General features: G+C 26.3%; 7 protein-coding genes. All 7 read right to left on the bottom strand.

Annotation, left to right across the window (positions count from 1 at the left end):
• Window positions 1-152 precede the first annotated feature (152 nt).
• The gene (locus RDY08_RS10865; RefSeq protein ID WP_307905646.1) at window positions 153-5,288 is read right to left on the bottom strand and encodes an outer membrane protein assembly factor BamB family protein; all 5,136 of its coding nucleotides are present in this window, start codon (window positions 5,286-5,288) and stop codon (window positions 153-155) included.
• Between the two features lie 558 nt (window positions 5,289-5,846).
• Window positions 5,847-6,755 (bottom strand): RluA family pseudouridine synthase, encoded by a 909-nt coding sequence (locus RDY08_RS10860; protein ID WP_307905645.1) that lies wholly within the window; start codon window positions 6,753-6,755, stop codon window positions 5,847-5,849.
• A 227-nt stretch (window positions 6,756-6,982) separates the two neighbouring features.
• Window positions 6,983-7,336: a hypothetical protein gene (locus RDY08_RS10855; protein WP_307905644.1), complete on the bottom strand. Its 354-nt coding sequence runs from the start codon at window positions 7,334-7,336 to the stop codon at window positions 6,983-6,985.
• Between the two features lie 302 nt (window positions 7,337-7,638).
• Window positions 7,639-8,982, bottom strand: coding sequence for an IS3 family transposase (locus tag RDY08_RS10850; protein ID WP_307903683.1), 1,344 nt, complete (start codon window positions 8,980-8,982; stop codon window positions 7,639-7,641).
• Window positions 8,983-9,173: 191 nt separating this feature from the next.
• Window positions 9,174-12,203 carry a UvrD-helicase domain-containing protein gene (locus tag RDY08_RS10845; protein ID WP_307905643.1) on the bottom strand — a complete coding sequence of 1,010 codons (3,030 nt, stop codon included), beginning with the start codon at window positions 12,201-12,203 and terminating at the stop codon, window positions 9,174-9,176.
• Window positions 12,196-14,745 (bottom strand): PD-(D/E)XK nuclease family protein, encoded by a 2,550-nt coding sequence (locus RDY08_RS10840; protein WP_307905642.1) that lies wholly within the window; start codon window positions 14,743-14,745, stop codon window positions 12,196-12,198. The genes RDY08_RS10845 and RDY08_RS10840 overlap by 8 nt, the downstream gene beginning before the upstream one ends.
• Window positions 14,746-14,813: 68 nt before the next feature.
• Window positions 14,814-16,766 (bottom strand): methyl-accepting chemotaxis protein, encoded by a 1,953-nt coding sequence (locus RDY08_RS10835; RefSeq protein ID WP_307905641.1) that lies wholly within the window; start codon window positions 16,764-16,766, stop codon window positions 14,814-14,816.
• Window positions 16,767-16,931: the final 165 nt, after the last annotated feature.

Raw genomic sequence — 16,931 nt, 5'->3', positions numbered from 1 at the left:
TATCAGCACTCTATATGACTGGTTGCTAATAAAATGGTACTACATTTTGATTTTTTTGTCAACTATTTTTTTGAATTAAATTTGTACTTTCCTAGTAAAAAATAAAAAGATAAGAACCCAGTTTTTAAACTGGATTCTTACTTTTCAACATCTCAATATTTATATACTTTTATATTCTTATCAGATGTTACCAATGAACATTCCATACTATTTTCATTACTTTTTAATTTAATATTATATATAGTACTATTTTCATTAAAACTATCTCCAACTTTTGTCCAAGTATCATTTACATATTTATAAAATGCTAAGCTCTTCCCAGATGTTGCACTTTCACTTAATGCAAGAAAAACTGTATTTTCATATATTGCCATTCCTATACCCTGTGCATATTGATATGCTGTTAAATTTCCTGTTATGTCGCTTAAATTCCCACTAGAATATTTTTTTATATACAATTTATCATCATCTTTACTATAATATGATATATATATATCGTCATTTAAAACTACAAAATCTAAATAATTATTTCTTATATCTCCTGTTCCTGTAATCTCCATCACATTTTCCCAACCAGCAGTTCCTCTCTTTTTTATAACTATCTTTTGAGTTGTGCTACCATATGCAGCATTATCTTCATAAATTATATAAGGTATATTATTTACCAACTTTAATTTAGTTGAAGAAGTAGCTTCTGTTGATAGATAATCTCCTTTTGTCCAACTACTTCCATCATATTCATATACTGTTAATCCTGAAGACAAATCTACAGTAACATATATTTTATCATTTGAATCAATAACCATTCCTCTGTAAGCAGAATCAGCAGCTTCTGCAAAGCCTGCTGTTCCAACATAACTCCAACTTCCATTATCATATTTTTTAACAGAACATTTTTGACCATATTCATCATCAGAATAAGCTATATAAGGAATATTATTATATACAGTCATCTCAAGCGAAGAGTATGTTCCTGTATATGCAGTTCCTACAGGATTTGTCCCTAATAAAGTCCAATCACTGTCTCCACTTTTTTTTGTAACATAAACATTTGGCACATTATATTCTAAGTCGCTATTTCTAAAAAACATATAAGTATCTAAACCATCGGAACTTAATCCAATAGATTCCATATTAGAATTTAAAGTTGTTGGATCATTTACAGCTTTAAATATAGGCAATTCTGCACTTATTTCATATGCTCCTACTTGACTTGAACTCAATTGAAAATAATATGTTCCTGCTGTAAGATTCTCCGTATAAGTTGGATTTGCAGCTTCTGATACTCCTCCTTGATATGTATCATTCGAATCATATACATCTATTCTTGTTGTCCCTGTTACAGTTATAGTTAATTCTCCTGGACTGCTTAATGTCACTTTATACCAATCTGATGTATCTTCTTTCCATTTATCATTTCTATATTCTAAATAGCCTTTTTTACTATTTTCTATCCCTAATCCTAACCCATAAGCTGTTTCAAATGTATCATTTCTTGATGTATTACTTGAACTATCATAATCTCCTGTTGGATCTTCTTCATTTGCAAAAGTTCCACCTGCTACAAAAGTAGCACCTATTTCATACACTCCTACTTGGCTTGAACTTAATTGGAAATAATATGTTCCTGTTGTAAAGTTATTTGTATAAGTTGGATTTGCAGCTTCTGATACTCCTCCTTGATATGTATCGTTCGAATCATATATATCTATTCTTGTTGTTCCTGTTACTGTTATGGTTAATGCTCCTGGACTACTTAATGTCACTTTATACCAATCTGATGTATCTTCTTTCCATTTATCATTTCTATATTCTAAATAGCCTTTTTTACTATTTTCTGTCCCTAATCCTAACCCATAAGCTGTTTCAAATGTATCATTTCTTGATGTATTACTTGAACTATCATAATCTCCTGTTGGATCTTCTTCATTTACAAAAGTTCCGCCTGCTACAAAAGTAGCACCTATTTCATACGCTCCTACTTGGCTTGAACTTAATTGGAAATAATATGTTCCTGCTGTAAAGTTATTTGTATAAGTTGGATTTGCAGCTTCTGATACTCCTCCTTGATATGTATCGTTCGAATCATATATATCTATTCTTGTTGTTCCTGTTACTGTTATGGTTAATGCTCCTGGACTACTTAATGTCACTTTATACCAATCTGATGTATCTTCTTTCCATTTATCATTTCTATATTTTAAATAGCCTTTTTTACTATTTTCTGTCCCTAATCCTAACCCATAAGCTGTTTCAAATGTATCATTTCTTGATGTATTGCTTGAACTATCATAATCTCCTGTTGGATCTTCTTCATTTGCAAAAGTTCCACCTGCTACAAAAGTAGCACTTATTTCATACGCTCCTACTTGGCTTGAACTTAATTGGAAATAATATGTTCCTGCTGTAAAGTTATTCGTATAAGTTGGATTTTCAGCCTCTGATACTCCTCCTTGATATGTATTGTTCGAATCATATACATCTATTCTTGTTGTTCCTGTTACAGTTATAGTTAATGCGCCTGGACTACTTAATGTTACTTTATACCAATCTTTAGAATCTGTAACTCCATCCGATTCAGCTCCTAAATAATTTGCTATGGTTTCTTCCACATTTAAAGGAATAGCATCTGCAAAACTGTCTCCATCACTTGTTGCTGCAGTAACTGTATAACTAACTGTTAAAATATCAGAATCTGTCATACCATCTTTTGTAGCAAATGCTTTTATTGTTATATCGGAATCTATTGTTATTTCTCCAATATATTCTGTGTCTGATTTAGTCGGGTCAGTACCATCTAATGTATAATATATAGCTGTTCCAGTTGTTGAACAACTTAATGAAACTTTTGTTCCAACCGCTACTTCTCCTCCAGTTTGACTAGCAGTTGGAGTTTCTACCTTGCTAATAGTACTATTTATTGTTGTAAATTTCCAAATTTCACTTGATGTTTCTCCACCTTTTCCATCTTTTGCTACTACTTTCCAATAGTATGTTTTTCCATTATCTAAAGATATCCCCAAATAATATGTTGACAAATCTTTTGCTACTTTTGTTATAGGATTTGTTGTTTCATCTAAATATACATCATATGTTACTGTATCTCCATCTGAATCACTGCTTCTATCCCACTCTAATACAATTGCAGTTGAAACATCTACTGCATTATTTATTGGAGTTGGATTTGTTGGAGCTGTTGGCGGAGTATTTGATGGCGTTATTGTTTCTAAATGAGTAACTCCTGTATGATATGTATCATGTCCAACCATTGGCCAAGGTGAATCTGCCACCCCTCCTACATTATCATAAATTGCACATAATTTTCCTTTAGAGGTTCCAAAATAGACTCTATTATTTAATATTAATGGAGAAGAATCATTCCCATACATTCCATCTTCTGCATCAAATTCCCATTTTTTTGTTCCATTAGTATCAAATACTTCTAATTTTCCATAAGTTATATAATAGATATTTCCATTATCTCCTAATGCAGGACCATTTTGTATATCCTCATCAATAGTTTTTTCCCATAATTTACTTCCATTTTTATCAACAGCAAAAATTTTATTAACCCAATCACTTTCTAATATTTGTGCTCCAAAATATAAAGTATCATCACTGCCTATTACTAATTGAGTTGGTGTTGTTGTAGAACTACTAATTTCATATTCCCATTTTTTTGTTCCATCTGGATTTATTGCATATATATTTTTTATTGCTATTACATAAACAATCCCATCTGTTCCAATAGCTAGTCCATTTACAGAGCTCCCATTTTCTGTAAATTCCCATTTTTTTGTACCATCTGAATCTACAGCATATATAGTTCCACTACTACTTCCAACATATATAGTTCCATCATAAGCTATTACTGGAGATATTTGAATATTATTATCTACTGTAAAACTCCATTTTTTTGTGCCATTTGGATTTATTGCATATAATATATTCCCTGAAGTCCCAAAATATATAGTACCATCTTTTCCTATTGCTGGAGCACTATTTATAAATCCACCACCTTCTGTAAAACTCCATTTTTTTGTGCCATCTGTTGGATCTATTGCGTAAAGTGTTTCTTTCTTAGAACCACCATATATAGTTCCATCACTTCCTACTGCTGGCGTTCCTGCATCATAATCAAGTTTACACTCCCATTTTTCTGTACCATCTTGATTTATTGCATACAAATTATCATCATTTGAGCCTATATAAATTACTCCGTTATTTCCTGTTGCAGGACTACTATACATTGCAGTTCCTGAATTAAATTCCCAAACTTTATCTCCTACGTTATAAGTTACTGTTTGAGAAATTGTTGTAAATTTCCAAATTTCACTTGATGTTTCTCCACCTTTTCCATCTTTTGCTACTACTTTCCAATAATATGTTTTTCCCACTCCTAAAGTTGGAGAATATGTTACTACAGATAAATCTGATGCTACTTTTATTGCAGGAGATGTTGTTTCATCTAAATAAATATCATATGTTATTGCGTCTCCATCAGAATCTGTTGAAGCTTGCCATGTTATAGCTGAATTTGTTGTTATATCTATTGCATTATTTGCTGGAGTTGGATTTGTTGGTGCTGTTGGTGCTGTATTCACTACAGTTTCTTGTTCTGTTGTAAAACTTGAGAGAGTTGACTCAACGCCATTGCCGTTAATATCTTTTACTTTATAAGAAATTAATATAGTATATTCTGTATTATAATTTAAAGGTGATGAAGGTGTTAAAGTTAAAATTTTATTATTATAAGTAATTGCTGATGTTATTGTTTCAAGTCCTACCGATTTCATTAAATAAACATTATTACTAGTTAATGTTCCTGAATCCATATCTTTATCAAAAGTTATCACTACTTTTGTGTTAATTGATACTCCAGTTGAATCTTTAGCTGGAGTAATATTTATTATTTTAGGTTTTTCAGATGTTGTTGCTTGTAAAACTTGGCTAAATTGACTTTCTACAGTTCCTTTATATGCTTTAACTCTGTAATAGTATGTTGTCCCTGGATTTAATTCCTCATCCCTGTATACAACTACTGGAGAATTCCCTATTTGTACAAAAGTTCCATAACTTGTAGAACTCTTATAAATTTTATAGCCTTCCGCTCCCGAAACCCCACGCCAACTAAATTGTATAAAAGTTTCATCTTTTTGAACAACTTGTAAATTTGTAGGTGGAGATAATGTGACTGCTTCTTCAACTGGCTTTTCAAAACACCCCACAGCTAATAGCATTAAACCCAAAAACATAAATAAACTTTTCCACAAAATTTTCCTTTTCATTTTACCCGCCTCCTTTAAATTATCAATTAAATAATTTACCTAGGAACGGCTTAAAAATAACCTTTCGATTTTGTTATAAAATACGCAATGGTTTAGGAATGATTTAAAAATAACCTTTTCATTTTGTTTTAAAATACGCAATGGTTCAAGCGTTTTTATAACAAAATATATAAAATTATTTTTAAACATTCTTCAAGCGTTTTTATGACAAAATATAATAAAATTATTTTTTAAACGTTCCCTAACAATTGGACAACACAATAATAAGAATAATTATTTTTTTGAAAAAGCTTTAACTGTTTTAAGATATTTTTCTATGTTTATTTATCCCATGCTATTTTCATATTGAAAAGACTCCTCCCATCTTACTACTTCCTTTTTGTTCTTATAGTTATTATACGCTTCTTTTTTAAATTTCCTTTAAATATTTTTTTATTTTCTAAATAAATTTATACTTTCCTAACAAAAAAAGAGACCACTATTTTAGCAATCTCTTTTCCATTTAATTTTATTTCTTATATATTTTCCCTATCAAAAATAATCCTATACATTCTCTGCTTACATCTTCATCAATTTTTTAAATTCTTTTGGTAAAGGCGATTCATATCTCATTATCTTATTTGTTATTGGATGTTTAAATTCTATTATTTTCGCATGAAGCCCCAATCGTCCAATTGGATTTGTTTTTGCTTCATATTTTTTATCTCCTATTATGCTATGCCCCATATTTTGCATATGTACACGTATTTGATTTTTACGCCCTGTATCTAAATGTATTTCTACAAGAGTATAATTATTAACTCTTTTTAACACTTTGTAACGCGTTATAGCCTTCTTTCCATCTTTAGTATCCTTAGTAGAATACATCAAAAAAGCTCTGTTTTCCTTAAGATATGATTCTATAGTTCCTTCATCATTTGGAATATTTCCCTCAAGAATTGCAACATAAGCTCTCTCCAATATTCGTTCATTCCACTCATTTTGAAAAGTCTCTTTCACCATTTTATTACGCGCAAATATCATTACTCCTGACGTATCTCTATCTAATCTATGCACTATAAATAGTTTATTTGTTGGGTCCGCTTCTTTTACATGTTCACGAAGAATACTATTTGCTGTATTCAATTTTTCTTTGTTTGTAGCTATAGTTAATAAACCTGATTCTTTTTCTATAACAATCACATAATTATCTTCAAACATTATTTTAACGCCATTCATTTTTTCTTTTGAAATTCCTTTGCCATTAATAATTATTTTTTGCCCAGGATTTAATTTATAATTATATTTCATCTGGATTAAATCGTCTACTACCACTTGTCCATGTTTTAATAAACTTTTTACTTTATTTCTGTTTTTCCCCTCATACATTTTCATGATAAAATCCATAAGTTCCATAGGCTCTTTAACTGTTATTTCAATTTGTTTTGACTTTTTTGGTTTATTTTTATATCTACTTTTATTTTTCATATTCCTCCCTAGTGTGCTTTTGGATAGTGTGAGATAATTGTAAAAAAAGGTATTCAACGCAGAGCCACAGAGAGCGCAAAGTGACGCAGAGATACCATAAACTAAATATATGCGAATAAAAAATTAATTATAATTTTTCTTTGCAAACTTCTGTGTCCTTTACATATTTGTGTTGAAATTATTTTTTTCTACAATTCTACAAGTATAACTATAATTTATAATTGTAATTAATCATATCCCAGTACTCTTAGCTCTTCCTCTATATCAACTACGTTATTGAAATCTAATTCAAATACAGGAAAAGCAAATGTTCCATCTGGATTTTCTGGAATCTCTTTTACAATATTTTTTGAAATATATTTACTCCCATAAAGTAGCAATATTATAACTTTGTTCCCATCAGTTGACTCAGCTTCTTTTATTTCTACAACTCTTTTTTTTGAGATATTCAATAAAATTTTTATTATTTCTATTGATTCATCTCTTTTGTAATTTTTAAATATTCTAGCTATATTATTTGTAATATTTATTCCAAAATATGGATTTACTCTAATCTCTTTATTAAATTCTATTACTGCCATAATTTTTCTCCTTTCTATTAATTAGTAATAATTTGAAAATAGTTTTAAAAACTTAAAAGATTCAGCACTAAGAAAGGAGAACACAAAGGAGCACAAAGAATAATTCATATAAGAACAAATTTATAGTTTCCTAATTTGTTAGGAAACTATAAGTTTATTCAGAAATAAGCTACGCCGTTTTTTTGAAATATGCGATTTTTCAAGGCAAAATTTTTTAGAAGCCAAAAATTTTGAAAAACATTTATGTTCTACCAGATGAAGTAATCTGTACCCTTTGTCAAGTACATTTTAAAAAAAAGTAGTTAAGCTGATTTATTTTCTAAAAGATGATTTCTATATTTTATAGGAGTCATCTTTTTTAATCCCCACTGACATCTATAATTATTATAATAATCCATATAATCATCAATCTCATTAATTAATTCTTCAAATGTATTACATTCTTTAATATTTGCTTCATCTTTAAAGTGGCCAAAAAATGATTCTTGAGGAGCATTGTCCCAGCAATTACCTCTTCTTGACATTGACTGATCTAAGCCACTATTTTTAACTAATTTTTGAAATGTTGGGCTTGTATAATGGACTCCTTGATCAGAATGTATTAATGCATCCTTATGAATTTTAAAGCTTTTGTTTTCCATAAGAGTTCTTATTGTTTCTGTTGCAATTTCTAACTTAATATTTTTAGATAATACATATGCAGGTATTTCTCCTGTTGAACTATCCTTAATAGTTGATAAATACGCACGTTGACCATTACCATATGATAGGTATGTTATATCTGTTAATAATATTTTCCCTGGTATTTCTTGTTTAAATTCCCTATTCAATTTATTTGGAATAGTTGTATGCTCTTTTGTAGCCTTTGCTATTCTCTTATAAGGATTTGCCTTTCTAATCGTACATACAATACTATATTTTTTCATAATTCTTCTGATTTTTTTCAGATTAAAAATTGTAGCAAATTCATTTTCTAAAGTCATTTTTATCTGTCTAGCTCCCTTTTGCCTACCTTTGAATTCATATGCTTTTATGATTAAATCTCTTGCTTTTTCATCTTCTAATTCTTGATTGCTTTTATTTGTTTTGGAAGTTTCAGACAAATAGTTATAATAACTTGTTCTAGAAATTTCTGCAACTTCACATAAATATTTTATAATATTTTTTACACCACTTGTTTCTATTACATCTTTGATTATAACAAACTTTTCTGATGGCGATAATTCAATTAATTTACCGTTCACCTCTCTTTCTCGCACGTCTAGCTTTTTTAGCAAATCAATCTCCGCTTGAAGATAATCATTTTTTACTTGAAGCCTTTCATATTTCTCTTCTAAAGATAGCTCTCTTTCTAAAGGTCGTCCAGAGTTCTCTTTTCTTCTATCATCTAACCCTAATACTCCTTGCTCTTTATAGGCACGTCTCCATCTTGCTGCTGCTGATCGAATCCTTTTCATCCCTAATACTTGTACGTCAAATCCATATTTTTCAAATATTGCTCTAGGTAAAATTTTATCTTGACTTTCTGCAATAAAAATTCTTCTGAATTCTGATGTATATGTGATTGCCTTAGAACTTATAGTTTTGACATATTTATTTTTTGATAAAATTTCAATCTCTTTTTTTGTGAATATTTTGTTGCTCATGAAATCCTCCAATCTATTAAATTAACATTATAGATATTATATAAAAATACCATATCTGATGCAACTTTTTTTTAAATGTCCATCTTATAGGGTACAGTATAAAGCGTAGCTTATTTTTTTATTAACTAAAAAAATGTTTTCTTCGTGTTCCTTAGTGAACTTTGAGTCTTTGTGCTGAATGACTTAATTCTTTACAAAGACAAAAACTTAGTCTCTATTGCATATCTGTTCTCTGTTAATTCCATTAGAATATCTTTATATCTTTCTAATTGTGCTTTATCCATAACGTGTCCCGATTTATAATCTAAAATATAAATCTCCCTATTTTTTTCATCTATTAACAATCTATCTATTCTATGTTTTTGATTATTATACTCTATCTCATATTCATTAAAAACATTATACTTTTCATCATAATATTCTTTATTTTTATTTATGAAATTATTTGCCCTTTCTATTGCAGTTTCTACCTTGTCATATCCTAACATATTTCCATATTTAGAATATGTGATTTTTTTTGCCCTTTTTCTCTCATCTTCCTTGCCATAAATTATATTTTCTAAGTAATAATGGATTGCAAGTCCCAATTTTCTATTAAATTCTTTTTCAAGTGTCATACTGTTTTCTAATTCTAATCTTTCTTCTTTTAAATTTTTAAAATATTTATTAAAATTATATTCTTCTTTAATAGTTGTTTTATTATTATCTTTATTATTTGATTTAGATTTTTCTTTATTATCTAATACTATTTTATCTTCTACATCTTTAATTTCAATTGGAGTTGCTACAAATTTTCCTTCTCCTTTATATATATTCGTATCCTCTTCACTAAATATAGTATTAAAATTTTTACCAAGTTTTGAATTCCCAAAATCAGCAAATATAAATAAATTTTTACTAGCTCTTGTTAATGCAACATATAAATTATTTATCTCTTCTATATCAGATACATTTTTAGCATTAGAAAAAAATTCAAATCCACAAGTTTCTATTATATTTTTATATTTAGAATTTACAAACATATATTTTTCTACATTATGGAATTTAGAATCAAATTCTGTAAAAAATTTAAGTCCCTTTTCAGGTTTCTCTCTTGACGATATTTTCCAATAAAAAAATAGAGTAGAAAATTCAAGCCCTTTTGATTTATGTATTGTCATTAATTTTATTGCATTTGTCTCTTCAATTCCAATTTGTTTTAATTCTTCATTTTCACTTTTCTTTTTTAAAAATTCCATAAACTCTTTTAAACTGTCAAAATTTTTCATTAATTCAAAAAAATAATATATATTTTTCAAATCACTTATACTGGTATATTTATTTAATATTCCAAATTTTTCTATTAATTCTTTATTTATATCTTTAAATTCCATATTTTTTAATTTTTTTATCTCTTCTAATAATTTTATAATATTCTCATCTATAAAATCTAATTTCTTTATATTTATATTTTCTAAATCATCTACTCCATTAATAAAATCTTCAACAATATTTTGATTTTTTATAAATAGTTTCAAATAGTTTTCATCTATATTTATTATATCACTTCTTAAGAAGTTTAACAAATCAATATAACTATTTTTCAAAAAATAATTTAAAATAAAATAGATAGGTTTTACAGTCCTATGTTCTATAATTGATAAATTACTTTCTGTAACATATGGTATTTTATTGTTTCCTAATATTAATGCAATTTCATTTAACTCCCTGTTTCCTCTTGCTAAAATTGCTACATTTTTATAATTTCCATTTAGTTTTTCTTTAATTTTTTCCACTAATTCATTTTTAACATCAATTTTACTTCCTGCAAAAGTTTCAATATATCCGCCAATATTTTTTTCATAATAACTTATAGGCTTATATCTAAAATTTTCATTAATTTTCCCAAAAAAGTTATTTATATAATTTATAATTTTACTATCACTTCTATATGACTTGTCCAAAACTTCAACATTTCCATCAATTATATTTTCCATTGTTTCAAATAATCGCTTTTCTCCACCACGCCAAGAATATATTGATTGTTTTTCATCTCCAACTACAATAGAACTTTTACTGCTTTCTATTATTAATTTTAAAATATTCCACTGTAAAATACTTGTATCTTGAAATTCATCTATAAATATTGTGTCTATTTCATTCCCGATTAATTCATAAAAATAATTTGTAAATTTACCATTTTTTACTACTCCCAAATTCTCATCTGTTAAATATTTATAAGTATAATTTCCTATATCAGAATGTGTAAATTTTTTCTCTTTTATTTTTATCTCATCATATAGTTTAAATATAATATCCGCAATATTAAATATATGTTTTTCATATGGAATTACCTCTCTATTATATATCTCTATTGCTAAATTTTTCTTAAATTCTTCATATATATCTTCCAAATCTCCTTTTAACCCTACTACATTTTTACCTTTTATTTTATTTCCATTCCAAAAATTGGCTTTTAAAAATTTCTTATTATCTCTTAATATATATTCAGCTTTTTTTTCTAAATTTTCAATTTCATTATAAAATCTAAAATCTTTTTTAAAATATTCAAAAAATTCTCCTTTTCCTTTTATTTGAAAAATTTCATCTAACTTTTTGACAGCCTCTTCATAAATAATTATTGGATTAATATTTCCTAATTTAACTTTAGGCTCGTGATTTACTAATAAAAATTTCCATCTATTTAATATAATTGTATCAATTGTTTTTATATATTCATCAATATCTCTTTCTATATTCTCCATAAAAAAATCATTAAACTCTTTAAAATAAACTTTATTATTAACTATTTTTTTCAAAACTCTTTCTGTAAATTCTTTGTTTTCCTCTGTATTTACAATTTCATAATTATATAAATTTATATATGGCGATATTACTTTTTTAAAAACCATATTTAAAAATCCATCTATTGTATAAATGTTAATTTTATCTTTATTTTTTAACATCTCATTATATATTTGTTTTAAATTTTCAATATCTATATTAATATTATCATCTATTTTTTTCAAATTATCAATAATATCTTTTCCCTCTTTTGAATTTGAAATTATAGTTTCTAAATGTAATAATATCCTCTGCCTTATTTCAAAAGTAGCTTTTCTTGTAAAAGTCATTACAAAAATATTATTAAACGGTTCTCCTTTTATTAATCTTATTAAATATTCTAATGACAATCTATAAGTTTTTCCAGTTCCAGCACTTGCTTTTATTATTTTATTCATTTTCTTCCCACCTCATCCTGCATATATTGCCATATTCACAATCATTACACACAAACAAATTCTTTTTTCTAATATACTCTTTTTCTCGAATCATCCCTTTTATTGTCTCTTCTAAATCCAATTTTGTCAAAGGCTTGTCATCTTTTTTTCTCTCTTTTTCTAAAATAAATCTACTTTCCATTACATTATATAGATATTTTTCAGCTTTCCCTGCATCACCATAAAACAGTATCGAATAAAAATCCAATTGTTGAAACTTTCCATTACCAGTTTTATAATCAATTAAATATCTACTGTTTTCTGTTTCAACGAGCAGATCTATTCTCCCTTTTGCACTTACCTCTATATCTTTTTCATCAAAAAGTTTTATCATTCCCGTATTTTCTTCTCTTTTATATTTTATATTACTCTCTTTTTCTAAAATTTTATTTAACTTATCAAAAAATCTAAATACAGATTCTATTATATTCTCAAATAAAACTTCTGTATAATATCTCTCAAACTCTTTTGGCATAAATAGCTCATACTCTTTTAATATCTTATTTAAATTTTCTCTTATAATTTTTTTCTCTACTTTAATCTTCTTTCCCCAAACTTTAAATCCTATCTCTTCCATTAATTTATGCAAAATAATTCCCAAAGTTCTCGAATCCAATTTATATTCAATATCAATATTAATATCTGTAAGATTTGCAATTTTTTTCAGATAAAATTTATAATTACACATATTCAAATCATACAAATCAGTTGGTGAAATTATAAATTTATTATCTTCGAAATCGTTTTTTTCTAATTTTAATTTAAAATTATTATTTATTAGCTCAAATCCATCTCCATTTTTAAAAATAGAGCTTATAACTTCTTCATAATTATTTTCATCAATATTTGAATCTGCTTTTTTTATATTGTAATTAATTATTAACTCCTCTACAAATGAACTTGCATCTACATTTTTATTTTCATTATTTATAGCAAAAATAATAGTTTCATTTGAATTAGATATTCTACTTAAAAACTTATGTTTTTCTATTAATCTATTATCTTCATAATTTTTTAATCCTAAATTTTTCCTTTGTTTTTCTGTTAATAAAAAACTTTTATTATATTTTGTCGGCAATAAATTATCATTACAATTTAATAAAATCATATTTTCGTTTATAAATTTAATATCTTGATAATTTTTTATTAATATTGCATCTTCATCCAATTTAATATTTTCACTTACCTTTTTAAATCTCAAATATTTCAAGACTAATCTAAAAAGCCCTTCTGCTATATCTTCAAAATAATTGTCCCAGCTAGAAACAATATCTAATTTTTCAATAACAGCTATCTCTGAAAGTGCCTCAAATAGTAATTTATTTTCTTCACTTGTCCTTTCGACATCTACTTTTTCAATATAATCACAAAATTCTTTTAATGTTTTAAATTTAGATATCTCCTCTATTTCTAATAACATTAATTTGATTTTATTTGGAATATTTACATTTTTATCTATAAATTTATATCCTTTAACTGCCATATTTCTAAGTAACATAATATCATCATCTTCTATTTGAAAATTATATTTTATCTCTTTAAATTCAACTGCTTCTAAAATATCCTTTAATCTAAATAGATATTTTCCTTCTTCTCTTTTTAAATTGTTCAAAAGAGTATGTAGTCCATCTAAATATTTAAATATTTTCGTAGAACTATATTCTATAACTTTTTGAAAATTTATATGTTCATTTAAAAATATATTTTTATATTTACTATTTTCAAAATTCAAATCATAAATATCATATTTACCGCTTTCAGCTATTTTAATACTATTTAATATCTCTAAAAACTCCTCTTTATTTTCATAGATTTTTATATCTGTATCAATTTTCTTTGGAAATGTTATATCTTTTATTTTTAACTCTTTTTCATTATAATCCTCTTTATAAATTTGATTATAAATAATAACTTTTTTCCTGTTTTTTTCCAATAAAGTTATTATCTCCTTTTCAAGAGGAGTAAAATTTAACACGTTTACAAAACAAATTTCATCATAATCTTTTAATATATTCAAATCAATATTTTTAATATTATACTTAAACATTGGAAGGGTATATCCTCTTTTGTTTAATTCTTCTTCATATCTTTTTTTTATTATTGAAAACATAGAATATCTTTTTGTTTGCCAAATATTTAAATTATCTATTTTATCAACATTATATTCATTTAATTCTGTAAAAAAATTTATAAATTCTCCTGCAATATCAATAGAATCATAATAAGTTGATATATTTAAGGCTTTTTTTTCTTCTGAATTTAATATTTCATAAAAAAGCAAAAATTCCTTTTCCTCTTTTAAAGTTATTTTATCATCTAAAAATATATTTTCTTTTAATTCATTTAGTGTAAAAAATAGATTGCTTTTTTTTAATATTTCCTTCTTCTCATAATTTTTTAAAAATGTTTTATTTATATTAGAATCTGTAATATATACTCTATTCTTTTCATTAATTATATTTTCAAATTCATCTTGTCCATAATTTATATATTTAAAATCCATTTCTTATTACAACCTCCTCTGTAAAGTTAAATTGCCTATTTATATTAAAATAGGCAATAACTACTGTTTTATTCTATTTTTTTTATTCCCATTTCATTCTCATCATTATTAACTTTAAATTTCCTCACCATTTGATTTAATTCTTCTGCTATCTCTGCTATTTCTCCTATTGATTCACTACTATTTTCTATAGCTTGCCCATTTAATTCTGAATTTTGTGCGACAGCTTCTGTCTGTTTAGCTATATCTTCCGAAGCTATAGATTGTTCTCTAGTAGAGTTTACTATTGAATTGACCATATCCCTTACCTCTACTGTATGAATAACAATCTCTTCCAATGCTTTTCCTGTATTATTTGATGTTTCTACTCCTGTTTCTACTTCTATGTTGACTTCCTCCATTTTAGTTATTACCCCATTTGTTTCATCCTGTATCTCTTTTATACTATTATTTATCTCTTTGGTATATTCTGTAGTTTTTTCAGCGAGTTTTCTAACCTCTTCCGCTACCACTTCAAATCCTTTTCCCGCTTCTCCTGCTCTTGCAGCTTCTATTGCAGCATTTAATGCTAACAAATTTGTTTGTGCTGCTATTTCTTTTATAACTACTACAATCTCACCTATTTCATTTGTTTTATTTCCTAACTCTTTTACATCTTCCGTTCCTACTTCTACCAATTTTTTTATTTTATTAATTTCATCTATTGTTAAATCCACTGCATCTCCGCCATTCTTTGCTAGTTGTAAGGTGTTTTCTGTATTTTTTAATAATCTCTCAATATTTTGGTGTATTTCAATTGTTGTACTTGATAATTCTTCTATTGAAGCAGCTGTGGTTGTTGAGCTTTCGCTTACTTCTTCTGTAGAATTACTTATTTGACGCATTGTATCATTAAATTCTTCTATTCCATTTGATACTCTTCCTGAATAACTTTTTACATCAATAATTATTTTTTGTAATTTCTTAATAAAAATATTTATACTATCTGACATTTTCCCTATTTCGTCTTTCCCTTTTATCCTGTTTTTATCTCTAAAATCTCCTTTTTCAACTTGTTTAATAAATTCAACTAATAAATTTAACCTCTTTTCTATCACAATTTTTATAAATAGCAATAGAAAAACTATTATACTTATTAGTGTTACAATAATTATAACTATTGAAAATCTTGTATCTGCTCTACCTTTTTTCAAAATATTCGAAATATCATATTTAAACTTAACATAACCTACTACTGCTCCAGAAAAATCTTTTAGTTTTTCATAAAAAAAAGCATCTCTTCCATTGGAAAAATAATAACCATCACTACTATTTGTAAATTTAGATAATATCTCATTAGGATTTATAGCTATTTCATCTTCAAAATTTGAAGCGATAACACTATATTCACCTTTTAAATTTTTAGCTATAATAGATACATTTAATCCATATTCTTTTATCTTTTTATCTGTCTCTTCAATAAATTCTTTAAGTAATTTATCTCCTAATTTTCCACCATATTCTACAGTTCCAATGCTATTTCCATTATAAAAAACAGGTTTTACATATCTAATCCCAATTCCAGCAACTCCAACTTCAATCCCTTTTTCTAATTGCTTTTTTTTATTTGCTTCTACTACAGTTTTTCTAAAAGAACTCAAATCATCTCCATATTTATTTAAATTATGCAATCTTAAAAATGATACACTTGATGGCAGATGAAATTGAAATTGAGCTATATCTGCATTTTTTTTGAATTTATTATATAACTTATAATTTATCTCTTCTAATTTATCTCTATCTCTTTCTGCAAAAGCTTTTTTTGTCTCTTTATTACTTAAAACAAAATCTATAAACATTTCTCCTTTTGCCAGAGATTTATTTAAATAACTAAAAAAGGCTTCACTTTTTATATCCCCTATTTTTTTTATTATTGATTTATTCTTTTCTCGATTAATACTAATATCTTTAAAAATTAACACCGAATATTGAACTGTTAATATTAATACTATTGGTAACATTATTTTCCATTTTAATTTCATTTTATCCCCCTTTTTATCCATTGTATTTTTTATATTTGCACTATGTTATAGTATAGCTTATAATATCTATTGTTGTCAATTACAATAATAGATATTCTTTGAATGTATCATAAACTTATACTTTCTTCATAAATAAAAAAAGGATTTATTTATATTTGCAGTATA

Origin of the sequence: Haliovirga abyssi, assembly GCF_030295325.1 — a bacterium.
Taxonomy (GTDB): domain Bacteria; phylum Fusobacteriota; class Fusobacteriia; order Fusobacteriales; family Haliovirgaceae; genus Haliovirga; species Haliovirga abyssi.
This window is presented reverse-complemented; position numbering and strand designations above follow the sequence as displayed.